At 34.5% G+C, this 22,857-nt stretch carries 26 protein-coding genes; 14 read left to right on the forward strand and 12 right to left on the reverse strand.

What is annotated here, in order from left to right; all coding sequences use genetic code 11:
* Positions 1 to 31 precede the first annotated feature (31 nt).
* From HUE88_RS10440 to HUE88_RS10470, 7 genes are all read left to right on the forward strand, one after another.
* A complete protein-coding gene (locus HUE88_RS10440) occupies positions 32 to 271 on the forward strand; it encodes a helix-turn-helix domain-containing protein (RefSeq protein ID WP_194368791.1) in 240 nt (79 codons plus the stop codon).
* Between the two features lie 4 nt (positions 272 to 275).
* Positions 276 to 509 carry a hypothetical protein gene (locus tag HUE88_RS10445; protein ID WP_194368793.1) on the forward strand — a complete coding sequence of 78 codons (234 nt, stop codon included), beginning with the start codon at positions 276 to 278 and terminating at the stop codon, positions 507 to 509.
* A gap of 94 nt (positions 510 to 603) precedes the next feature.
* Positions 604 to 888, forward strand: coding sequence for an HU family DNA-binding protein (locus HUE88_RS10450; RefSeq protein ID WP_194368795.1), 285 nt, complete (start codon positions 604 to 606; stop codon positions 886 to 888).
* 50 nt (positions 889 to 938) lie between these two features.
* On the forward strand, positions 939 to 2,369 hold the full coding sequence (locus HUE88_RS10455; protein ID WP_194368797.1) for a hypothetical protein: 1,431 nt from the start codon (positions 939 to 941) through the stop codon (positions 2,367 to 2,369).
* 38 nt (positions 2,370 to 2,407) lie between these two features.
* Positions 2,408 to 2,950: a peptidylprolyl isomerase gene (locus HUE88_RS10460; protein WP_194368799.1), complete on the forward strand. Its 543-nt coding sequence runs from the start codon at positions 2,408 to 2,410 to the stop codon at positions 2,948 to 2,950.
* A 62-nt stretch (positions 2,951 to 3,012) separates the two neighbouring features.
* On the forward strand, positions 3,013 to 4,662 hold the full coding sequence (locus tag HUE88_RS10465; protein WP_194368801.1) for an inorganic phosphate transporter: 1,650 nt from the start codon (positions 3,013 to 3,015) through the stop codon (positions 4,660 to 4,662).
* A 137-nt stretch (positions 4,663 to 4,799) separates the two neighbouring features.
* On the forward strand, positions 4,800 to 5,306 hold the full coding sequence (locus tag HUE88_RS10470) for a redoxin domain-containing protein (protein ID WP_194368803.1): 507 nt from the start codon (positions 4,800 to 4,802) through the stop codon (positions 5,304 to 5,306).
* 98 nt (positions 5,307 to 5,404) lie between these two features.
* Here the strand turns inward: HUE88_RS10470 and HUE88_RS10475 are convergent, their stop codons facing one another.
* The 9 genes from HUE88_RS10475 to HUE88_RS10515 all read right to left on the reverse strand — a co-directional run bounded on the left by HUE88_RS10475 (position 5,405) and on the right by HUE88_RS10515 (position 15,189).
* Positions 5,405 to 8,821: a molybdopterin-dependent oxidoreductase gene (locus tag HUE88_RS10475; protein WP_194368805.1), complete on the reverse strand. Its 3,417-nt coding sequence runs from the start codon at positions 8,819 to 8,821 to the stop codon at positions 5,405 to 5,407.
* 13 nt (positions 8,822 to 8,834) lie between these two features.
* Positions 8,835 to 9,737, reverse strand: coding sequence for an NrfD/PsrC family molybdoenzyme membrane anchor subunit (nrfD, locus tag HUE88_RS10480; protein ID WP_194368807.1), 903 nt, complete (start codon positions 9,735 to 9,737; stop codon positions 8,835 to 8,837).
* The gene (locus HUE88_RS10485; RefSeq protein WP_194368809.1) at positions 9,737 to 10,375 is read right to left on the reverse strand and encodes a 4Fe-4S dicluster domain-containing protein; all 639 of its coding nucleotides are present in this window, start codon (positions 10,373 to 10,375) and stop codon (positions 9,737 to 9,739) included. Before HUE88_RS10485 ends, nrfD begins: the two co-directional genes overlap by 1 nt.
* A 298-nt stretch (positions 10,376 to 10,673) precedes the next feature.
* On the reverse strand, positions 10,674 to 11,141 hold the full coding sequence (locus tag HUE88_RS10490; protein ID WP_194368811.1) for a DUF2231 domain-containing protein: 468 nt from the start codon (positions 11,139 to 11,141) through the stop codon (positions 10,674 to 10,676).
* Positions 11,142 to 11,218: 77 nt separating this feature from the next.
* Positions 11,219 to 12,511, reverse strand: coding sequence for a histidinol dehydrogenase (gene hisD, locus HUE88_RS10495; protein WP_194368813.1), 1,293 nt, complete (start codon positions 12,509 to 12,511; stop codon positions 11,219 to 11,221).
* A complete protein-coding gene (locus HUE88_RS10500; protein ID WP_194368815.1) occupies positions 12,508 to 12,930 on the reverse strand; it encodes a thioredoxin family protein in 423 nt (140 codons plus the stop codon). The genes hisD and HUE88_RS10500 overlap by 4 nt, the downstream gene beginning before the upstream one ends.
* Complete coding sequence (locus HUE88_RS10505; protein ID WP_194368817.1) at positions 12,923 to 13,438, reverse strand: shikimate kinase; 516 nt, start codon at positions 13,436 to 13,438, stop codon at positions 12,923 to 12,925. The genes HUE88_RS10500 and HUE88_RS10505 overlap by 8 nt, the downstream gene beginning before the upstream one ends.
* Positions 13,438 to 14,736, reverse strand: coding sequence for a hypothetical protein (locus HUE88_RS10510; RefSeq protein ID WP_194368819.1), 1,299 nt, complete (start codon positions 14,734 to 14,736; stop codon positions 13,438 to 13,440). Before HUE88_RS10510 ends, HUE88_RS10505 begins: the two co-directional genes overlap by 1 nt.
* Positions 14,737 to 14,745: 9 nt before the next feature.
* Complete coding sequence (locus HUE88_RS10515; protein ID WP_194368821.1) at positions 14,746 to 15,189, reverse strand: hemerythrin domain-containing protein; 444 nt, start codon at positions 15,187 to 15,189, stop codon at positions 14,746 to 14,748.
* 230 nt (positions 15,190 to 15,419) lie between these two features.
* Between HUE88_RS10515 and HUE88_RS10520 the strand changes: the two genes are divergently transcribed.
* The 7 genes from HUE88_RS10520 to crcB are packed head-to-tail and all read left to right on the forward strand — an operon-like array spanning position 15,420 to position 20,546.
* A complete protein-coding gene (locus tag HUE88_RS10520) occupies positions 15,420 to 16,724 on the forward strand; it encodes a S41 family peptidase (RefSeq protein ID WP_194368824.1) in 1,305 nt (434 codons plus the stop codon).
* A 7-nt stretch (positions 16,725 to 16,731) separates the two neighbouring features.
* Positions 16,732 to 17,445 (forward strand): phosphoribosylaminoimidazolesuccinocarboxamide synthase, encoded by a 714-nt coding sequence (purC, locus tag HUE88_RS10525; protein ID WP_194368826.1) that lies wholly within the window; start codon positions 16,732 to 16,734, stop codon positions 17,443 to 17,445.
* Positions 17,446 to 17,447: 2 nt separating this feature from the next.
* Positions 17,448 to 17,687 carry a phosphoribosylformylglycinamidine synthase subunit PurS gene (purS, locus tag HUE88_RS10530; RefSeq protein WP_194368828.1) on the forward strand — a complete coding sequence of 80 codons (240 nt, stop codon included), beginning with the start codon at positions 17,448 to 17,450 and terminating at the stop codon, positions 17,685 to 17,687.
* Positions 17,687 to 18,361, forward strand: coding sequence for a phosphoribosylformylglycinamidine synthase subunit PurQ (gene purQ, locus HUE88_RS10535; RefSeq protein ID WP_194368830.1), 675 nt, complete (start codon positions 17,687 to 17,689; stop codon positions 18,359 to 18,361). Before purS ends, purQ begins: the two co-directional genes overlap by 1 nt.
* Positions 18,358 to 19,515 carry a hypothetical protein gene (locus HUE88_RS10540; RefSeq protein WP_194368832.1) on the forward strand — a complete coding sequence of 386 codons (1,158 nt, stop codon included), beginning with the start codon at positions 18,358 to 18,360 and terminating at the stop codon, positions 19,513 to 19,515. The genes purQ and HUE88_RS10540 overlap by 4 nt, the downstream gene beginning before the upstream one ends.
* Entirely contained in the window at positions 19,493 to 20,191 is a 699-nt protein-coding gene (locus HUE88_RS10545; protein ID WP_194368834.1) for a lysophospholipid acyltransferase family protein, read from the forward strand. Before HUE88_RS10540 ends, HUE88_RS10545 begins: the two co-directional genes overlap by 23 nt.
* Positions 20,160 to 20,546: a fluoride efflux transporter CrcB gene (crcB, locus tag HUE88_RS10550; protein ID WP_194368836.1), complete on the forward strand. Its 387-nt coding sequence runs from the start codon at positions 20,160 to 20,162 to the stop codon at positions 20,544 to 20,546. Before HUE88_RS10545 ends, crcB begins: the two co-directional genes overlap by 32 nt.
* Positions 20,547 to 20,551: 5 nt before the next feature.
* Here crcB and HUE88_RS10555 read toward each other — a convergent pair whose 3' ends face one another.
* From HUE88_RS10555 to HUE88_RS10565, 3 genes are all read right to left on the reverse strand, one after another.
* On the reverse strand, positions 20,552 to 21,481 hold the full coding sequence (locus HUE88_RS10555) for a sensor domain-containing diguanylate cyclase (protein WP_194368837.1): 930 nt from the start codon (positions 21,479 to 21,481) through the stop codon (positions 20,552 to 20,554).
* Positions 21,482 to 21,585: 104 nt separating this feature from the next.
* On the reverse strand, positions 21,586 to 22,155 hold the full coding sequence (locus HUE88_RS10560; RefSeq protein ID WP_194368839.1) for an ABC transporter ATP-binding protein: 570 nt from the start codon (positions 22,153 to 22,155) through the stop codon (positions 21,586 to 21,588).
* Positions 22,156 to 22,165: 10 nt separating this feature from the next.
* Positions 22,166 to 22,855 (reverse strand): dUTP diphosphatase, encoded by a 690-nt coding sequence (locus HUE88_RS10565; protein WP_194368841.1) that lies wholly within the window; start codon positions 22,853 to 22,855, stop codon positions 22,166 to 22,168.
* Between the last annotated feature and the right edge of the window lie 2 nt (positions 22,856 to 22,857).

Genomic DNA, 22,857 nt, shown 5'->3' on the forward strand with positions numbered 1-22,857 from the left:
TATTTAAGTATTTATTCCCTACAATACTTGAATGCAAATTAATGATCTATTTAATATTCTTCATAACTCCATAGAATCCCAAAATAATGGAAAGAAAATATCTCTTAAAGATATGGCCCTTTCATTAGGCATTTCTATGCGTACATATCAAGACTGGAAACTTGGTCGTGCGAAACCGCAGGCTGCTTCTGCTGTAATAAGAATGCTTGGAAGATTAGAAGATGCTGAGATTATAAGAGCTGTAAGAAAAATAAATAGGCTTGAGGATTAAGTTGATGGGAACACTAACAAAACAAGAGAGAGATGCTTTAGAAGATGTATTTTTATCCATACATTCAAATGTTAGCGGGTATAAAAAAATCAAAGATTTATCATCTTTAATAATAGCTAGTGAAATTAGCACTGTTGTATCAAAACTACTCAAACGTGCGAAATTCGGACTAAAAAAAGCTAAAACATCACAATTTATATCATTATTTGATAAAAAGAAGAAATCTTTAAGCAAATAAACTATAAAGTATCTCTAGCTGAACTATTTGGCAACAAACATCTGTTTTTGTCTTTATAGTTTCGGAAAATCTTTATAAATTCAAGGGTCGATTTATGAATAAAGCTCAATTCGTTGAACTAGTACAAACAAGTGGTGGATATAAAACTAAAGTTGAAGCAGAAGCAGCTATAAAAGCATTTACAGAGGCGGTTACGGCAGCTTTAGTAAAAAAAGAAGATGTTTCTTTAGTGGGATTTGGTAATTTTTCAGCAAATCTTCAAAAAGGTAAAAGTGGAAAAGTACCTGGTACTGATAAAACTTATACTACACAAGATAAAATGGTTCCTAAATTCAAAGCTGGTAAAGGTCTTAAAGACCGTATTGCAGCTGGCAAATAAAAACCTTGGCCTATCATAACAACTCTTATGATAGGCTCTCTCTTAGATAAATGAAATTATCTTTTCTTCACTCTATATTTAAACAAAATACTCTTTCTACAAAATATTTAGAAACAATTTTAATAAAAAATCTAAGAAAAATCTGTAAAAAAAATTCTATTTTAATATATGAAGATATTACAATATATCATCATTCAAAAAAACTTACATTCCCCCTACTGCTAATTGATATCAATCGAGGACTTTACATATTTGAGCAAAAATTGTGGTCGTTTGATGATTTAAAAAACTCTACTATATCAGAATCAAGCCATCAAGCCTCTACTGACAATGGGCTATCTTATGAAAATAGACAAGAGTTTATAAAACAAAAATTTAATGAGTTGATTCATTGTGATGGGGTTCATATCTATAACTTTTTACTTATGGAAAATTTAGATAGAGATCAATATGAGCACCTTGATGATTCTTTTAAAAGATTGCTCCCTTTTGAAAAAATAATATTTAAAGATTCTAATGAATTAGAAATGTCTACAAAGCTTCAAGAAAATATATCACTACAGATTAAGCCATCTAAATTAATAGATATAATCGGTAATCTATTTGTCCAATATACAGTGCTCGATTATAATGGGCAAAAATATATTGCTACACTAGAACAAATTGAATTTATAGATCATGAGTTTAATAATACTGTAACACTCTATGCTGAAGAAGGTTCAGGAAAAACAAGTGCTATTGTTTTGAAAGCTTTACTTTATATATTAAAACATCCAAAAAAGAATCTGCTGATAATTAAGCCAACTCTATTTGATTGTGACGTATTGAAACATTTGCTCAATATAACCATAGAGCATTCAATGATAGAAATAGATATTGATTCTATAGATATAATTACTCCAAAAGATTTTATTTCTAAAAAAATAAAAAAAACCGATTTAATTATTTGTGATGATATAGAACTGCTAGAGCAAAACTTTTTAACTAAAATAAAAACCATACAAAAAAATCGTCCACTTATATTAGTCACTAGTAAGAAGGATGCTGATGCTGATTTCTCGTTCACTAAAAAATTTATATGTAAAACTCAAAACTTTTTGTTTGAACAATCAAATCATATTGATAAAGCTCTAGAGATAATAACCAATCTTCTTTATAGCAACAGTGCCAAAGATATTTTACTCTTTTGCAATTCAGACAACAGAGAAATAATTCTAAATCAGTTAGAACTTTTAATTCCCGGCAAAAGCGGACTGTTTGATAGTTCAAACAACCTAATAGACCAAGATTTAAACAAACTACTTCTTCACACATATGAGAACATCTCTACAATAAGCTCAAAATTTATTCTACTGCTTGATGTTGAGAGTATTCCATTGGAAATAGTAGAATACATTGCCAAGAGATGTAGCGACACCACATATATTATATATGATAATGAATCTGAAAAAATAAATAATCTTATAACTAAATTAGTCTAATATAGATACAATTGCAGTAAATTTTCTTAGGAGAGACAATGAAAAACATTATACTTACACTGCTGCTGGTATTATCTGTAAATCTTTTTGCGGAAACTAAAAACCCTTTTGTAGTTTTAGAAACAACACAAGGGGTAATTGAGATGGAGTTATTCCCAGAAATAGCACCATTAGCTGTTGAAAACTTCACTACACATGTAAAGAATGGCTACTATAATGGAATTATATTTCACCGTATAATTAAAAACTTCATGATTCAGGGTGGAGATCCAACAGGAACAGGTCGAGGTGGCAATAGCATCTGGGGAGAAGCTTTTGAAGATGAGTTCAAAAGTGAAGTTTTTTCCCGTTCCGGAGTAGTTGCTATGGCAAACTCTGGACCTCATACAAATGGAAGTCAGTTTTTTATAACAACAGCTCCGACACCTTGGTTAAATGGAAAACATACTATTTTTGGCAGAGTAACGACACCATCCCTAGCAACGGTAGAAAAGCTTGAAAATGTTCCTACATCCGGTCGCTCCAGAGGAGATAGACCAATTGAAAATCAAGTTATAATCAAAGCATATATTAAAAAATAACTTTTAAATCTATATGCAGACGAGTTGCATACAATACCACAAATTAAAAAAGAGAGAGATTTATGGAAATACAGACTATTAAGAAACTTGAACAAGAGGCACTTAAGAAGAGCGGAACTGATTTTACAAGATTAGGATTTGCACTATTTTTCATGATAGGTGTTTTAACATTTAGTTTACTAAGCAATGGTGGAATATCTAACAATATGTTCTTGGCTGTAGCTGCACTTATTGGTGCTTATATGGCCATGAATATCGGCGCTAATGATGTAGCAAACAATGTAGGTCCGGCGGTTGGCTCCAAAGCACTAACAATGACTACTGCAATAATAATTGCTGCTATTTTTGAAGCATCTGGAGCAATGATAGCAGGCGGTGAAGTTGTAGAGACTATCAAAAAAGGGATTATTGATATTGCGGCTTTTGGAGGACATGCTGATACTTTTATATGGGCGATGATGGCTGCTCTTTTAGCAGCAGCGCTATGGCTTAATTTTGCTACTATGATGCGTGCTCCGGTTTCAACAACTCACTCTATTGTTGGTGGTGTTATGGGTGCAGGTATTGCTGCCGCCGGATTTAGCATTGTTAATTGGGCTACAATGGGTAAAATTGCTGCATCTTGGGTTATCTCTCCAATTCTAGGGGGTGCTATTGCAGCTCTGTTTTTGTATTCTATAAAGAAATCTATTGTTTTTCAAGAGGACAAGGTAGCTGCAGCAAAAAAATGGGTACCTCTATTTGTTGCAATTATGTCATGGGCCTTTGTAACCTATTTAACACTAAAAGGACTTAAAAAAATATGGCCTCATGTTGTTGAAGTTTTAAATATGATTCCCCTGGTATCAATGGAGATGACAAAAAAACCAACTCTTATGACAGCGCTGACCCTAGGATTTATAATATCTGTGATTGTTTATGCTCTTGTAAAAAATAGAATAAATTCAAAAACTACTACTCTTGAGAACAGTCGAGCATCAGTAAATACTATGTTCACTATTCCTCTTATATTTTCAGCAGCTCTTCTTAGCTTTGCTCATGGTGCTAATGATGTAGCAAATGCGGTAGGGCCATTAGCAGCTATACATGATGCTATAGTGAGCGGTGGTGTTTCCTCCAAGGCTGCTATTCCATTATGGGTAATGGGAGTAGGAGCAATAGGTATAGCTATAGGACTTGCACTGTATGGCCCTAAGCTTATAAAAACTGTCGGTAGCGAAATTACTGAACTTGACCAAATCAGAGCATTTTCTATAGCTATGGCAGCATCGATAACTGTTATTATTGCATCACAACTTGGTCTTCCAGTTAGTTCTACACATATTGCAATTGGTGGTGTATTTGGAGTCGGTTTTTTAAGAGAGTGGCTACATGTAACAGATGATAAAGGGAATACGGTCGAAGAGGACCAACTAATAATAAAAGATGAGCAGGAGAATAAAGAAGCATATAGTGCAGAGCTTAAAACTTTAGAGGAAAAAAGCAACAAAGAAAAAGAAGATTACACTAGGATAGTGGAGCTGTATAAACTAATTGCTAACGAAAAAAGAATAATTAAATCTACTAAGAAAAATATTAAAAAATCTAAAAAAGTTGAGTATGTTAGAAGAGATGCTATAAAGAAAATTGTTGCTGCTTGGGTTATAACTGTCCCAGCGGCAGCAGTTCTTTCAGGAATACTATTTTTTATGATAAAAGGCATAATGTCATAATCAACTTCATGACATGTAAGTGTGACTTACATGTCAATAGTCTATTTCCAAAATAATCCTTCAATTTTCTTATCAATATACCTCGCTAATCATAGTACAATTACTACGAAAATAAAACTATAAAACATTGGATTAATATGAAAGAAAAAATAATTAAATATATAAAAGAGATTCTAGTATTTATTGTAATTATAACTATATTTGCTAATCTTCTTAGCCTGTACAGAAGTGTAGATTTAAATAAACAGCCTTTATCAATTAAAACAGTGACACTTTTAAATAACATAGATTATATACTAAAAGATGATAGACCTATATTAGTTCATTTTTGGGCCACCTGGTGCCCTGTATGTAAGGCAGAAGCAAGCAATATTCAAACAATATCTGATAATTTTCAGGTTATAACTATCGCGCTTAAATCAGGTAGTGACAGTGAAATACAAGAGTATTTATCTGTCAATAATTTAAATTATAAAGTTATTAATGACAGCAGTGGTTTAGTTACTGCTGATTTTGATGTTTCGATATTTCCAACAACTATTATATATGATAAGAATAGAAAAGTTCTATTTAGTGATGTTGGATATACAAGTACTTTTGGATTGTGGATGAGAATGTGGTGGGCTACTTACTTTAATTCATAAATGAGGAAAAGCTCATTTATAATCGCTGCGTTCAGCAACTAAATATAGCCTCTTAAGAGGCTATATTTTAGTCTTACAGCTATGCATTACTAAGGGGGCTACTTAGTAATTTTTACAGCATATGCTTTGTCTGAAAGTGGTACCCAAGGTCTCTTGATGTGTTGAGGACGACGTAGCGTAGAATTTTCATCTAACCCACGAGTAAGGTCGTCTCTCCAACCCTGATATATTTTAAAGTTATTGTCATAATTAACATAGATATCACCTATCTTATCACCTGGTTGTGCAGCTTCTAAGATAACTTTTTGATGCCAACAATGCATACCTGAAATTGGATCTGGATGAGCAGCAGCAACAGCATTTTGCCATGAACCACTTAGTCCATCCCACCAGATATTTCCACTATCTCTATTTTGATCAGCGAATCTGTCTGTATGGAAAGGTGTAATTCCCTTAATATATTTAAGTTTACCCTCTTTACCATCCATCTGAAGTTCTGCTGTTGGAACACCATAGCTATTTAGCCCAGAAGTTCCATCATAATCTTCAATCTTAATTTGTCCAGCAACTTTACCAGCATTCTCAGGTGAGTGTGCCATAAATTTAGGATCGTTCATATTTCTAACAATAGGCTGAGAGTCAACCTTACCGTCCGTAACACCGTTAGGGATAGTAATAGAGTTAACAAGTTTCCAGCGACCACCATGGTGTGAACAAGCAAGTGTACCTGGAAGTACACCCTCAGTTGGAACAGCCATAGCTACAAAGTAACCAGAATCTAAGCCAGTTATACTGTCTGTAATTCTTACACGAATTGCATCACCACGTTTAAACCCTTGACGTTTAGCATCCGGAGTCGAAATCCAGATAGGGTCATGGTTTTGTGAAATCTCCATAAGGTGCTTGCTATTAGCAGAACGAGTATGAATATTATATGGCAAACGGAAAACTGTATTAAGTGCATACGAATCTTTCTCTGTCATATAAGAGTGATTAACATGTGACACAATGTGTTTCATCTCTTTTTTCTCAGCTTCATTTCTTGGATAAATTGGAATAGCATATTCTGGCCATTTCCAGTCATCAGCGAACCACTCACAGAAGAAGTCAAGTTTCTTATCAAGTGTAGCGAAACCTTCCATCTTAACACCATCGATTTCAATACCGATAGATTTTTTCTTGCCATGAGAATCTGCAGTCATAACACCCGTACGCTTATTAATAGTTACATGTTTTTTATCATATTTATGACCGTGAGAAATATAGTTTTCGCCATCATCTTTAATCACTTTCTCTTGAGAAGAGTAGATATGGTTCTCTTCCATCCAAGCACCATGATCTCTCATATACTCATAAACTGGAAATTCTGCATTTTTATATCTGTCATCAGAAGTAGCAGTTTTCTTTAGATTTGGTAAGTTGTCACCAAATGCAGCATTATACCACTCCGCAATTGTTACAGGAGTACCAGGAGTTTTCTTAGATTCCCACATAGACTTGATAGTTTTAGTTTTAGCAGCGTCTAAGAATATATCACCCTTAGGGTCGATGTAGTTAACACACATATCAAACCAGAACTCATTCTCTTCCCAAACTTCACCAAGACCAGCTTTAATGTGAGCCTCAAGTGTAGCCCTTGCAGGGTTCTTAGGCTTCCATCCAGCTTTTTCTAAAGCAACACGCATAACCGGTTGACGGAAAGAAGTCCATCTTGCAGGCATAGTAGCTTCCGAGTGCTGATCGTGTCTCTCACCAGCTAAACCTACAGGCAAGATATAATCAACATACCAGTTAGTCTCAGACCATGTAGGAGACAAGTTAAATGTAAGTTCCATTTTAGACTCATCTTTAATAGTCTCAATCCATCTAAAACCATCTGGATTAATCCAAACCGGGTTGTACATACGAGGAATCCAAACAGCTAATTTCTCAGCTACTTTTAGACCTTTATCTTGCCATTTTTTCTGCCATTTTTTATCAGCAAGAAGGTGTGGTAAAAGATATGACATTTCATAAGTTGACAGAGGCCATTCAGGTGGCCACGAAAGTTCATTATATACATCAATTTTAGGTACATCTGAACCACGTTTACCTTGACCAACAGTTGCACTACCACCTTTTCCAGCCACAGAAATAACATGGAAGTGATGAAAGAATGTACCACCTACTGGGCCGATTGCACCACGTAAACCAAGCATTAAGAAACCTGAGCGACCAGATGTCCAACCACCAAGGTTACCAGCAGCAGCTGCACGCCAGAAGTATGTAGAAACAGACGTATCAGCCCAAATAACCATATCATATAACTGCTCTAATTTATAAGCTGGAACATGTGTTTCTTTTACGGCATAATCAAGTGTATATGGGGTATAAAGCTCTTTTAGCATATCTAAATATGATTCAAAATCGTTACCTTTAGGTGCTTTAGAGATATACCCTTTTTCTACCATAAAGTTTAGATAATTTTTATTATCCATCATAACTTCCCAGTTAAACCATTTTTTTACGAAAGCTTTATTCACTTTATTCTCAGTTAACATACGTTGAACTAAGTAAAGGTAAATGGCAGCTTCAGTACCAGGCCATGCAGCAATCCATAAATCTGCCATACCAGCAGAGTTTGACATACGAGGATCCATAACTACAAGTTTAGCACCTTTTGAACGAGCATCCGCTATATGTCCAGCTGCTTGTTGGAAATAGTGACCAGCATCTGCAGCATGAGATGAGTTAAGGAAAATTAGTTTCGCATTAGCCCAGTCAGGAGAACTTCTATCATCATTTGCCCATTGAATAGTAGGTGTACGACCACCAGCAGAACAAATATTTGTATGTGAATTAAAACAATCTTGACCTAGAGTTTGCCATACTTTACCAGTAAACCCATTCTCATTTGGGCGACCAACATGGAACATACATGATTTTTTAGATAACTCATCGTCACCCTTCATTGCATCATGCATCTTGTTTCCGATTGTAGTCATTGCCTCGTCCCAAGTAGTACGAATCCATTTACCTTCACCACGAGAAGAACCTGGAGCTCTTTTAAGTGGGAATGCTATACGATCTGGATCATACATTTGAGATTGTGTTGCATAACCTTTAGCACAGTTACGACCACGAGAACCTGGATGAAGAGGGTTACCCATATACTTTTTAACTGTAAAAGTTTTTTTATCAATCCACGCAGTCAAACCACAAGAAGCTTCACAGTTTGAACATGCTGTTGGAACAATAGCATAATCGTTTACTTCAATACCATCTGGATTAGAATCACTTCTAACGCCTTTACGGTCAATACCGCCTCTTTTCCAATCATCTCCATCTAACTCTTTAAAGTCAGCCCATTGATCCATCGGAGGATAAAATGATAGTGAGTCTGGTGTATTTGTAAACTTGCTATCGCTGATTGAATCAGCGATAGCATCTGATGTAAACACACCCTTCGCAATACTAGCACCCGCAACAGTGAATGCAGCGCCTTTTAAAAATGTTCTTCTACTTTGTAAATACATTAAAATATTCTCCCTAACTCATTGGTAATAATTGTGGAATCATTAGCCATACATGTTTAACTAAATATAGACCCACTAGTGATAAAATAGCTGCTAGTTTCAAAAGACTTTCACTTTTACTTGCTCTACTTAATACTATAAGTAACATTGGTAAAATGTAAGTCATCCATTGACCTAACCAGAACATAACAGTATATGGTCCGTCACCTTTAATATACTCTAAAGTTGCCGCAACCTCTTCTGCTTTCATTGGTCCAAATACATACTCTGACATGTAGATAATAAATGCCATTAGCGCACTTAATCCAAGAACTACGCCTAATGTTTGTTTAGCCTCATAAGTAAGCTTGTTTCCAGAAAGTAAAATCATAGCTGCTGCGCCAGAAAGAAGAGCAGCTAAAATCATCTGTGCAGACTCTGCTGGCATTTGCCATAATTCACGAGCTGTACATTGAGACAGAAGTGCTGCTGTATAAAGTGTTACTGGAATAGCAAGAAGCGTTGTCCAAAACAAGACTTTATCATAAGCTTCATAGTTTTTCTTCCATCCTAAAAACACAAGAAGAGTCAACAGACCTAAGAAGCCTGAAGCCATAAACGAACCAATTGCAATAGCAGATGTAAAATGTGAATAAACAAATATATGCCACATTCTAAGTGGTTGATGTAAATCTGCAAGTGTAAACAGCAAGAAAATATTAATAAATACAAAAGCTACTATAGCTGTTGGAAGTCTTAATTTTTCACTTTGCGCAGGGTACATTCTTAAAAGCATAAATAGCATAAAAATAACACCCGTACCTATACTTTTTGCCCATGTATTAACCGTAACCAACCAAGGCCAAACTATACCTGGTAATGCTACATCTAAAGTTACTACAGCGTTTGTAGCTGCTAATATTTCATGTGCCGCCATTAGTGGTGTCCTCCTACAGGAAGTGTTGTAATTTTGTTAAACAGGGAGTGTCCATCAACTCTATGAGAAGCAAGTGGGTTCAAGTTAACATTACCGCCTCCAACGTAATAGTGATGAGGATTAGTTCCCTTTTCAGGCTTACGCACTTGCACTCCACCTTGGTTTTTCATTATATATTTAGATATATTTGATTTAGGATCATCTAAATCTCCAAAAATATTTGCTTGAACTGGACATGCTACAACACAAGCTGGCATCATTGATGAAGCAACTCTATGCGCACAATATGTACACTTATCAGCAGTTTGAGTTTGTGGATCAATGTAGATAGCTCCGTATGGACAAGCCATAACACAACCAGCACAACCAATACAACGCTCTTTGTCAATATTTACAATACCATTATCTAAATAGTGAAGTGCAGATACTGGACATATTCTCTCACATGGTGCATTCTCACAATGATTACATCTAAGTGGAGTAAATGTTCTTTTAGTTTCTGGGAAAGTTCCCACATCTACATATTTAACACGAAGTCTCCATGTGCTTAGTGGAACTTCATTTTCCACCTTACATGCGATTTCACACCCTTTACATCCCATACACAGATGCAAATCAACTAGGAAGCCTAATTGCATATATTCTCCTTATAGCCTTTTGCTTGGCAATTGTTAAGATTTATAACTATAACTAATCTCTAAAAAAAGAATCCCTTATTAATAATAATATAGGATATCTTACTGAGGGAATACTACCTACATAAAGCTTAAACTAGTTATAAAAAGTGATAAAAATATTATATAAAAATATACTTGTGTATATTTGAATATTTGCAGAAGAAGAATGAATATTATATGATTTTTATGATTTGAAAACATCTATGGCACACCATTTAAAATGGTATGCCTTTAAGAAGTTGATAATTGAAGTTTATTACTAATCATCCATACTGTTTTCAGCAAGGCATGCACGACCTTCAGCGTGATCCTTTACATGTGCTCCATAGCTGTATGTAAGCTCACCACCAATTTTACCTTGACTAAGAATTCCTGCACTGATTAAGGCAAGCAATACAACTGCAAAAATTTCAACTTTAAAAATATTTTTAAAACAGCCAAATATTTTCACTAATGCTACTATAGTCATTGAGATTGCTAAATACAAACCTAGTTGAGCATGTTCTTTTAATAACTCTTTACCCTCTATCGATAAAAACTTGTATACTTCACTCCCGTCTTCTTTACCTGTAAAATATGCTATTACAACAAAAACTGCTGCAAAAGCTATAAAGCGTGTTGATATTTTTGACATTATCTCTGTCGGTTTGAAAAGATAAAGCAATCCTAAAACTAAAGAGATGATTGGTAGAGATACCGCGAAGTGAGCTACTGCCGGATGTATCATGTAAAAATCCTTATATTGAATTATAAAGAAATTTTACACTTTAAAGATTATCTTTATTTACAATAGTAAAACTAATTTTATTTTTTAAGCCTAACTCTGACTGATTGTTCATGTGCGGTTAAACCTTCCGTATTAGCAATAAGTGCGCACTCCTCACCTACTTCATTAATAGCTTTTTGGCTAAATGAGATAATAGATGTCTTTTTCATAAAGTTTTCAACTCCAAGCGGGGAGAAAAACTTAGCTGTACCACCAGTAGGTAAAGTATGGTTAGGGCCTGCAACGTAGTCTCCAATTGCTTCAGGAGTGTTGTGTCCAAGAAAAATAGCTCCAGCGTGCTTTATAAATGGGAGCAGTTCAAAAGGTGAAGCAGTTGCTACTTCCAAATGCTCAGGTGCTATCTCATTCATTAAAGCAATTGCTTCATCCATATCAGAGGTAACTATGATAGCACCTCTCTCTTCTATAGATTTTCTAGCAATCTCTTGGCGAGGAAGTTTTTGCAACCAAACTTCAAGTTCAATTTTTACCTCATCAGCCAACTTCTGCGATGGTGTGATTAAGATTGAGCTTGCCATTTCATCATGTTCAGCCTGAGAAAGCAAATCTATGGCCAAATGGTTCGCATTTGCACTTTCATCTGCTAGAATTCCTATCTCACTTGGGCCTGCGATCATATCAATGTTGACATCACCGAAAACCATCTTTTTTGCAGTTGCAACAAAAATATTTCCTGGTCCCGTTATTACATCAACTTTAGGTATATTTTCTGTCCCATAAGCCATAGCGGCAATTGCACTAGCACCTCCAACTTTATAAACTTGTTCAACTCCGCACAGATGACAAGCAGCAAGAAGAAGCTCATTTGGCTCATTATCTGGGGTTGGCGTACAGACCACAATATTTTCAACTCCAGCGACTTGAGCCGGAATAACATTCATCAAAAGCGAAGATGGATATGCAGCTTTTCCACCAGGAATATAAAGCCCTGCACTGTCAACGGCTGTAACTTTTTGACCTAAAATTGTTCCATTTTCTTCTGTATCAAACCAAGATTTTGGTTTTTGTTTTTCATGGTAAGCTTTAATTCTGTCATAAGACAAATGCAAGGCTTTTTTTAGTTTTTCATCAATGTTGTCATAAGCTATTTTCATAGACTCTGTAGATATTTTCAAATCACTATCATCTACGGGAGTCCAATTGTCAAACTTTGCTATATGCTCTTTTAATGCTTTGTTTTTGTCAGTTCTAATTTCGCCTATTATATTTCCCACTATTGCACTGACATGGGCTATATCCATCTTCCCTCTTTGCAAAAGCTCTTCAAACTCAGCTCTAAAATTACTACTTTTTGAATCAGTGAAAATCATTTTGCATTTTTCCTTTTATTGAAGTCTTCTTTTACAATTTTTAATGCTTCTAAAAAATTCTTTGCATCAACAGCACCCATTAGCGGCTGAAACATCGGTTGTCCATTCGGATACAAAAACCATATAGCCGGTGTTCCGGGTTGCCACAACTCTTTAGGCATAAAGTCCTGTTCATCACTATATGCAACGATTGAGATAAACTCTTTATTTAGTTCTGCTATAACTTCCTCGTCTTTAAATGTAGTCTCTTCCAACATAACACAGTACTTACATGTATGTCTTGATGAAACAAATAATACAGGCTTATTAACATTTGCCGCCTCTTCCATTCCAGAATTGAAGTCTTTTGCCCATGTTATCTCTGAAGCAGTTAGTCCAATTGAAAACACTAACAACAAATATATAAAAATTTTACGCATATTTTTTTACCTTTTTTAAAATCTCTTTAGAACAATCCATTGCACTTTTATTTGTAACGTCTATTACCACATCAGCTAAAGCCAAATACTCAGGCAAACGCTCATTGTATAACTCTTTAGCTTTTTTCATATCAGCTAAAAGTGGTCTTTTTTTGAGTTTACTTGCTGAATTCGGGTGAGCTTTAATCCGTTTTAGTATTTTATCAAAAGGAGAGTTAAGAAACACAACTATTCCTATCTCTTTTAAATTTTTTTGTTTATAAAATCCGCCACCTGTAGATATAAGAGTATTTTGAACACTACTCTCAAGCCATTTTGACAGTTTATACTCTAATGCTCTGAAATACTCTTCCCCGTCATCTGCAAAAACTTTTTTTATGCTTTTGTTTTCCATACTCTCTATAAGATCATCCGTATCTATTGCAATGTAGTCTGAGTTCTTAACAACTTCACGAGCCACACTGCCTTTTCCTACACCCATAAAACCAATTAAAATAATATTTCTCACTAACTTCCTTCTATCGGTATTGAAAACAGACTCATATCAAAATCTGGTTTTGTTTTTACAATTCTAGCATATATTAAAACTGGAGAGATAATGTTGTACTCAAGCATGAGCATACTGATTATAAAAGTAGTTGCGAACAGTGGTAAAAGAGTTGGCATAAAAAATGAAACTATAAAACCAAAGACAGAGATAATAAAAAATGCAAACTGAGTTTTTGCTAACTTTTTATTTATCATCTCTGTTATAGTTGGAATTGACATGTAACCTCTTGCATTTAGATGAAACCATACAAGAAAAGGGATTATTTTATAAAGCATTCCCATCATAATAGAGAGAATAAAACTGCCAATTAAGATAGAAACAACAACTATGTAAACTGAATCATATAAGTCGTTAAATGCCCAAGCAAATGCACCCAGTGTCATAAACACGGCTGAACTTCTCCAGTACCAGATGGTAACATCTACAATGGGGCGGCGTCTATCGTTTAATTTTTTCCAGACAGTTGTAGCAAATGCCCAGAAAAAAACTGCTATCCAAATCTTTGCTATTATGCTGTGAGAATCTACAAAGAGGTTTAAAACAAGCCACATAATTAACCCAATAGTTACAAGACCAACAACTTTTGTTTTACAAAAATTTTTGAATCTTGGTGCTACATAAAACATTGGCAATACATGAAATGCAACTCCAATAATCAAGAGTCCGGCAAAGCCAAAAACACCCCAAACACTATGCACATTCGCAATTACTACATGTAGAGATGAAAAACTGTTAATTCCATGAGAAAAAAGGAGATATATACCCATTAAAACTACAAAAATTGAAAAAATCAAACTTGTTATTATGGCTCTTACACTAGAAGTGACATTTGTTACTTTGCTTAATCCTATTAGCATAGAGATTGTCAAAACTAAAAAACCTGCACCTAATAAAACTGCGGAAATCAGAGTAAATATTGAGAACTCTTGCATAAGACCGATGATCATAAAAATTGTTCCAAGGAGTAAAAACGGATAAGAAATTTTTGATATTATCCCAACCTTTGGAACTTTTACACCTGCCAATACAGGAAGCATCTGAGTCAATGCCCCTAGCATTACAAAACCTAAAAATCCAATTGTTAGAGCGTGTGTCACTGCTATTGATTCCATAGAAAAACGGTTACTTAGCGTACTGGCATCACTAAAAAGAATCAATATTCCAGCTAAAATTCCAAAAAGAGGCGCTGTTAAAAAAAATCTAAAAGGTACTGATATCGGTGGTGCTTGATCTGCACTTAAGCCATTTAAATCCAATTTTATTTCCTACTTCTCTACCACCATTGACTGCATCATGTCTACTATTCGATCAGATTCCGCACTTAAGTGTTGCTGAGCCATTGTATAAAGCATCTGTTCCTCTTTCATATTGTGTTGCTGCATCAATATCATTAAAGTTTCACTGTTTGAGAAAAATTTATCTTTGTCCTTGTTATCGATTGCTAAGCCCATATCTTTAATCAAATTTCTCATTTGAGAATGTTCCATCCTCATCATAGCTGTAGGACCTTGTGTCATTCCTGTTTTTGTCTCAAACTCTAAAAACATTACACGCTCCTCCATCTGGAAGTGTCTCTCTGTCTCCCCTGCGAAAAGCTCATAAGCCTCTCTTGCGCTATCTATTGATTTTGCCACTGCATCTTCCATATTGGCAAACAGTTCATCGCAACGCTTATGGTCTTCGCTTAAATACTCTTTAATTGTACTCATGTTGACACCTTTATTAATAATTATTGAAATTATATACAAAATAAACTCAATAAAGTTAACCCCCTTCTTTTGATTTTGGGCAAAGCTAATGTTTTCGCAAACGTAATAGCCCACATGTAGATATATTAAAGAGGTTTTATTATTTAATCTATTTTCTTATCATTGTTATTTAAACAGCTTTTTACTATAATATCCTTTTTAAATTTAATTATACAAATATAGGATAAATTATGAAAAACAAAAAGTTTATAACCCTTGGTTTTGCCTCTGTTACGGTTGCTTTATCGATACTGTTTTCTACAAATGTATTTGCAGCGCCAAAAGATAGTAGTGCCAAAAAAGAGGCTACTAGACTTGAAGCTCTAGCAAAATTTACAAAAGTCATAAGTATTGTTGAACAATACAATGTTGATGATATAACTATTGAAGAGCTAATGGACAAAGCACTTGAGGGCATGATGAGTAATCTTGATGCTCACTCAAACTTTTTAAAGCAAAAAGATTATAAAAATTTAACAGTGCAGACTAATGGAGAATTTGGTGGTCTTGGGATTACAGTGGGGATAAAAGACGGTGCGCTTACTGTTATAGCTCCTATTGAAGGGACTCCGGCAGATAAAGCCGGATTAAAAGCCGGTGACATCATATTAAAAATAAATGAAAAGTCTACACTGAGTATGACTATAGACGAAGCTGTAGCGATTATGCGTGGAAAAGTTGGTGAGCCAATCAATATAACAATAGTTAGAGAAGGTGAAGCAAAACCTATTAAAATTGACATTATCAGAGGAATAATAACAATTGAGTCTGTGTATGCGAAGACTATAGGTGATGATATTCAATACATAAGAGTTACAAGCTTTGATAAAAAAGTTGTTGATGATGTAGCTAAAGCAATCAAAAAAAGAGCTACATCCACAAAAGGAATTATTCTTGATTTAAGAAATAATCCAGGTGGACTTCTTGATCAGGCTGTTGGGCTTGTTGACCTATTTGTTGACAACGGAGATATAGTCTCTCAAAAAGGGAGAAAAGAGTCGGACAATGAAGTCTACTCTGCAAAATCTTCAAATACTATAACGAAAGTGCCGTTGGTTGTTTTAATAAACGGAGGAAGTGCTAGTGCTAGTGAAATTGTAAGTGGCGCACTTCAAGATCACAAACGCGGTATTGTAGTTGGTCAAAATACATTTGGAAAAGGGAGTGTGCAAGTTATCCTTCCAATAACAGATAATGAAGCAATTAAGCTTACAATTGCAAGATACTATCTTCCAAGCGGAAGGACTATTCAAGCTGTGGGCGTAATTCCGGACATAGAAGTTTTACCTGGTGAAGTTAAAACTCGTAGTAATGAGTATGCACTTAAAGAGGCCGACTTAAAAAAGCATCTTGAAGAAGAATTAGAAAAAGTTGATGGAAAAGAAGAGGGTAAAAAAGATTCGAAACTTATAATAACACAAGAAATGATGAATAAAGACATGCAGCTAAAAGAGGCTGCAAATATTTTAAAAGCACTAATAATAACAAAAGGATGACAGAATAATGGAAAAAAGAGAATTACTTTATGAGGGAAAAGCAAAAAAATTATTTTTAACAGATGATGAGAATTTAGTAATCTCAGAATTCAAAGATGATTTAACTGCGTTTAACGGTGAAAAGAAATCTAGTGAAGCAGGCAAAGGTGCACTAAACAATAAAATCTCTACTGAGCTTTTTAAACTGCTAGAGGCAAACGGCATTCAAACTCACTTTGTAAAGATGATTGATGATAACCACATGTTGCACACTAAAGTTGATGTTATCTTAATAGAAGTAATTGTTCGCAATATTGCAACGGGCAGTCTTACTCGTAATCTAGGTATAAAAGATGGGACAGTTCTTCCGTTCACTCTAGTAGAGTTTGATTACAAAGATGATGCTCTTGGTGATCCAAAATTAAATGACCAACATGCACTAATATTAGGACTTGTTGATTACCAAGATGAGCTGGACAAGCTTCGTAGAATGGCAAGACAGATAAACGACATACTTAAGCCATATTTTGCAGAGAAGGGTTTAAATTTAGTTGATTTTAAACTTGAGTTTGGAAAAGACAAAAGTGGCAATATTATCCTTGTAGATGAGATAAGTCCAGATAACTGTCGCTTTTGGGATATGAAAAGTGGTGAAAAAATGGATAAAGACAGATTTCGTCAAGGTCTTGGTGGCTTAACAGTAGCATACGAACAAGTATTAAATAGAATTTTAGGAAAATAATTATGACAGCAATAGTAAATGTATCTTTAAAAGCAGGTGTTTTAGACTCTCAAGGTAAAGCAGTTCATCATGCTCTAGACTCTCTGCACTTTAACAGCGTAACCGATGTTCGCGTTGGAAAACAAATAATTCTTAAACTAAATGAAACTGATAAAACAAAAGCTATGGCTGATGTAAAACAAATGTGTGAAGACCTTTTGGCAAATACTGTAATCGAAGATTATGAGATAGAGCTAGTATAATGAAAGTCTCTATACTTCAATTTCCTGGAACTAACTGTGAGTATGACACGCAACATGCATTTGAAAAGCTTGGTGCGAAAACAGAGATAGTATGGCACAAATCTGAATCAATACCTAGTGACACTAGCCTTTTAGTAGTGGCCGGTGGCTTTAGCTATGGAGACTACCTTAGAAGTGGGGCTATTGCAAAGTTCAGCCCTGTTATGAAAGCTGTAGTAGAATATGCTAAAAATGGCGGGAAAGTGCTCGGGATATGTAATGGGTTTCAAGTTTTGACAGAAGCAGGACTGCTGCCTGGTGCTCTAAAAAGAAATGAGCATTTGCACTTCATCTCTAAATATCACCACCTAAAAGTTGTAAATAATGACAACATATTTTTAGAAAAGCTAAATAATAATGATGTTGTTAATGTCCCTATCGCCCACCATGATGGAAACTACTACATAAATGAAGACGGACTTAGAGAGATGTACGACAACAATCAGGTTCTTCTAAAGTATACGGACAAAAATGGAGAGATAAGCAACCCTAACGGCAGCGTTGACTCTATTGCCGGTATTTGTAATAAAGAAAAAAATATTTTTGGTCTTATGCCTCATCCAGAGCGTGCAATGGAGTTGCTTTTAGGTAGTGACGATGGTATTAAAATGCTACAAGGTTTCTTAAAAGCGTGATTCGTTTTCTTATAGCAGGGCTATTACTATTTAATGCTTTAAGTGCAAATGCAATAAATATTGAAGATAGTAATATTTCTGTAGTTCTTGAGAACAACTCTACTCTAGATAACAGTGAAAATCAACTTAGCGAAGAAGAGTTACTAAAGTTACCAAAAGTTATTTATCTAAGCTATGAGAAAATCCCTACAAGAGTTCTAAAAGGTGAAATATTCACAGTAACTCTAAAAGCACTCTCCACATACAAAGAGTTCACAGATATCATATATGAACTTACTGATTCAGCTGGATTAAGACTACTAAACGAGTACCCATCAAGAGAGATAGACTCAAAATACTACTATGATACTTTTTATTTTTTAACCACTGAAGATAATGCTAAACTGCCAAATTTTACTGCCACATTATTAAGCTATAGCAATAAACAGTTTAGGAATACAACGCTTGCCGGAAGCAAATTAAATGTTATTGCACTCAATCCAAAAAAAGATTTTTCAAATATACTAGCAAACTCATTCGAGCTTTTAGACTACAAGACTACCAGCTATGATCAGAGACACAATATAGTAGTTTTTGCAGCTATTGCAACAAATTGTGACATCACTTCGTTTAAACTGAAAAATATTTTCAAGCAAGGGATTGAGTCTGTGATAGACTCCTATTTTGATTCAAAAATTACATACTATGCGGTTATAGATAAAAATGTAGAAAGTTTCTCATTTTCATACTTCAATCTCAAAAAAAATAAATTTATACTTGTAAATATTCCAATAATAGTAAATGATGATAGCGTAACAACGCAAAGTGACCTAAAACCCAAAGACCAATCTCGTGAAAGACTAAAAATGAGTATAGCAGCTGCCGTTGCTGCTATTGGATTTTTAATAATTTTATGGAGAAAAAAATATATATATTTGATTTTAGTAATTATTCCTTTAGCATATATAATCTATATAGGTTTGCCATCTAAAGATGTATGCATCAAAGAAGGTTCTGATATACATCTTCTTCCGGTATCAAATGGTACAATTTTTGACACTACATCAAATATGCAGTACTTTCAAAAAGAGGGTAGCACAAAAGAGTTCACCAAAGTAAAACTAAAAAATGAAAAAATAGGATGGGTTAAAAATGAAGATATTTGCTCACATTAGTTGGCTATTTGCCACAATAGTCATTTTTGCATCCCTTGCTTTAATGATATTAACTTTTTATTTTCTACCAAAACCTTACAGCAGAAAACTCTCTGCGTGGATAATCAGACTCTCTACTTTATTTCATGTAGATGTTGAAGGGGAAGAGGACCCAAAAGCTCAAATGTTTTTGCTTAATCATCAAAGTGATTTGGATATAGCAATAATGGAGACAATCTCAAGAAGAGATCTCGCTTGGGTTGCAAAAAAAGAACTTTTTGATATACCGTTTTTTGGACTATCTCTTAAGCTGGCAAAAGATATAGCAGTTGAGAGAGAGAGTAAAACTTCGCTGATTAAGCTTGTAAGAGATGCCAAACATGTTTTAGACAACAATAGAGTGATTACTATGTTTCCAGAAGGGACTCGCTCAACTAAAGAAAAAATGCTCCCTTTTAAAAGTGGTGCGAAAATGGTTGCAGATAAGTATAAACTTTGCGTGCAGCCTGTTATTTTAATGCAGACCTCAAAATACTATAATGTTAAAAACTTGTACTACAAACCAGGAAGGATAAAAGTAATTTTTCTTGATTCGTTTATTGCTGATAAAAGCGATAAAGATTGGTTGAATAACTTAAGAGAAAAAATGCAAAGGACGTATGACAATGAGCTGGCAAACAATCCTAGCCATAGGTAGCGGTGGATTTATAGGTGCGGTACTTCGTGCTTACCTGAACGGCCTTATTTCACATAAACTTCCTCATGATTTACCATATGGGACTCTTGGCGTAAATTTAGTCGGCAGTTTTTTAATGGGTGTTTTAATAGCATACTTTATGTACACATCATTTTTTTCTTTACATGTAAAGTCATTTTTATCAACAGGTATATTGGGTGCGTTAACGACTTATTCAACTTTTGCAATAGAGAGCTTTTTTCTTTTGGAGGGTGGTCATATAATGCTGGCTCTAGCAAATATTTCACTTAATGCATTAGGAACTATTTTTATGGCCGGAAGTGGCTTTTATATTGTAAAGTATTTTGTAAAATAATAGCTTTACTCAAATACCACACAGTTTTTACCTCTATTTTTTGCTTTGTAAAGGGCTATATCTGCGCGCTTAATTACCTCTTTTGATTTGTCATCTGCTTGAAATTGTGAGACACCAAAACTACATGTCATCTTTCCTACACTGTTAAACTCAGACTCTTGAATTTTTATTCTTATTTTATTTGCCAGTTCAACACATTGCTTAAGTTCGGCTTCATAACAAATAATCATAAACTCTTCCCCTCCCCATCTACCTAGACTATCTGTGTTTCTTACGCTACTTGCTAATATATTTGCCATCTCTACTAAAACTTTGTCTCCAACGTCATGACCAAAAGTATCATTAACATTTTTAAAATTATCTACATCTAAAATAATTACAGAGAATTTACTATTGTATCTTAAAGCACGCTTTAGCTCAGCGTCATAACTTTTGTCCAAAAACAGTCTGTTAGAGAGTTTGGTTAATTGATCGGTTACAGAGAGTTCTTCAATACGCTTTTTATCTGTTATATCATATCTAAGGGCGGTATAACCCTCTATAATTCCGCTGTCATCAAAATTTGGTGAGATAAACAAATCAACCCAATATGTACTCGAGTCTTTGCGTATGTTTTTTACTTCTCCTCTCCAATTTTTACCGCTTTGAATTGTTTTCCATAAATCTCTAAAAAGTTCTTCTTCGCTATCTGGATGTCTAAATATATTATAAGGTCTTCCAATAAGTTCCTCTTTTGTATAGCCGTTTAATTCACACAGAGCTTCACTAACATAGGTGATTCTCCCTTTAGTATCAGAATACGAGAGAAGAACATATTTATCTATTATCTTCATATCGTTATTTATTTTTTTATTGTACTTTTTTATCTCTATATATCTGTAAATAAAAATTGCAAACAATACCGATACTACAGCTAAGAGTTCCCATCCTATCATATATTTGAATCCTTGAAAATATCATCGCTTAAATAAAAAATAATGTGTAAATATACTTAAAATGTACTGTTCACTTTCTATTATAATTATTATAATTATTATAATTATATCATAATAATATCATCGGCACACCACTTAGCAAGCTCTAAATCATGTGTAATCAACAGCATTCCCATAGAGTTTAGATTTTTCATCAACATACTCATAACCTCTAGCTGAATAACATTATCAAGGGCAGATGTTGGCTCATCAAGCAAAAGTAAATCTGGCTTCATAAGCATCGCTCTCAAGATTGAAGCACGCTGAAGTTGTCCACCGGATAGTTCATGTGGCAGTTTTAAGAGTAGCTCATACTCAAGATTTATACTTTTTAAATAATTATCTAGTTCATCTAATGGTGCTACATCTGATATTTGATTTAAAAGGGTGAAACTAGGATGAAATGAGCTATAAGGGTCTTGAAAAACTTCTGAGGATTTTGCACAATAGAGTGAACCTGAAAATGGCTTTAAATTGCTTAATATCAATTCAAAAAGTGTGCTTTTACCAGCTCCGCTTGCCCCTACTATAGCTTTTATCTCACCTTTTTTTAGAGTTATAGAAAAATTATCAAAAAGTAAAGAATCTTTTTTATACCCGAAAGATAGATTTTTTACCTCTAAAATATTTTTCAAAGGAGAACTCTTACTTATTAAAAGAGTGGTATATTTTAGTAAGTTCTATATAGAGAGAATCAGGTTTTAACTCACTGTTTTCTTCCCAAACTCTTTTCATAACTACATTGTCCTCTTCTGCGCCCCACATTTTGTTATATGAGCCGTCTTTATACCCATTATCTTGGCGAAGCTGGTTTAAAATATTTTTTCCAACGTATAGTTTATAGAGACTCTGCAAATCCAAGCCACTCATTAAAACTAAATCAAAAAAATCTTCTATCAGTTCTTCTATGTTTAGTGCATCTTTGGATAGCGTGCAAAGCATAATATCTTCAACCTTAGCTATAACATCATTTTGGGGAGCAAACAGCTCGCTTTGTATATCAATTTTATTAAAACTATTTAGCTGAGATATATTTATTGCTAAGTCTTCAACGCCACCTTTTAAGTTTTGTGAGTAGTTCTCTATTGCTAAACTCATTATAAAATGCCAAACATCTATAACCTCAATCTGAAGGTTATCCCAATCAGCCTGGGCATCTATATTTTTCCAGTGCTTCCAGACAAAACTGTCAATCATCTCAGCGCACTCCATATATATGCATCTTCTCCAGTTGATAATTTTGCCGTTTTTAGTTATTCCATCAGTCCAGTTTTCACCATTTGTAGCCTCATTAAGCCCAGCTTGAAGTTGTAACATTAATAAAATTTTATCCACTG

Origin of the sequence: Candidatus Sulfurimonas baltica (assembly GCF_015265455.1) — a bacterium.
In the GTDB taxonomy this organism is placed as follows: Bacteria; Campylobacterota; Campylobacteria; order Campylobacterales; family Sulfurimonadaceae; genus Sulfurimonas; species Sulfurimonas baltica.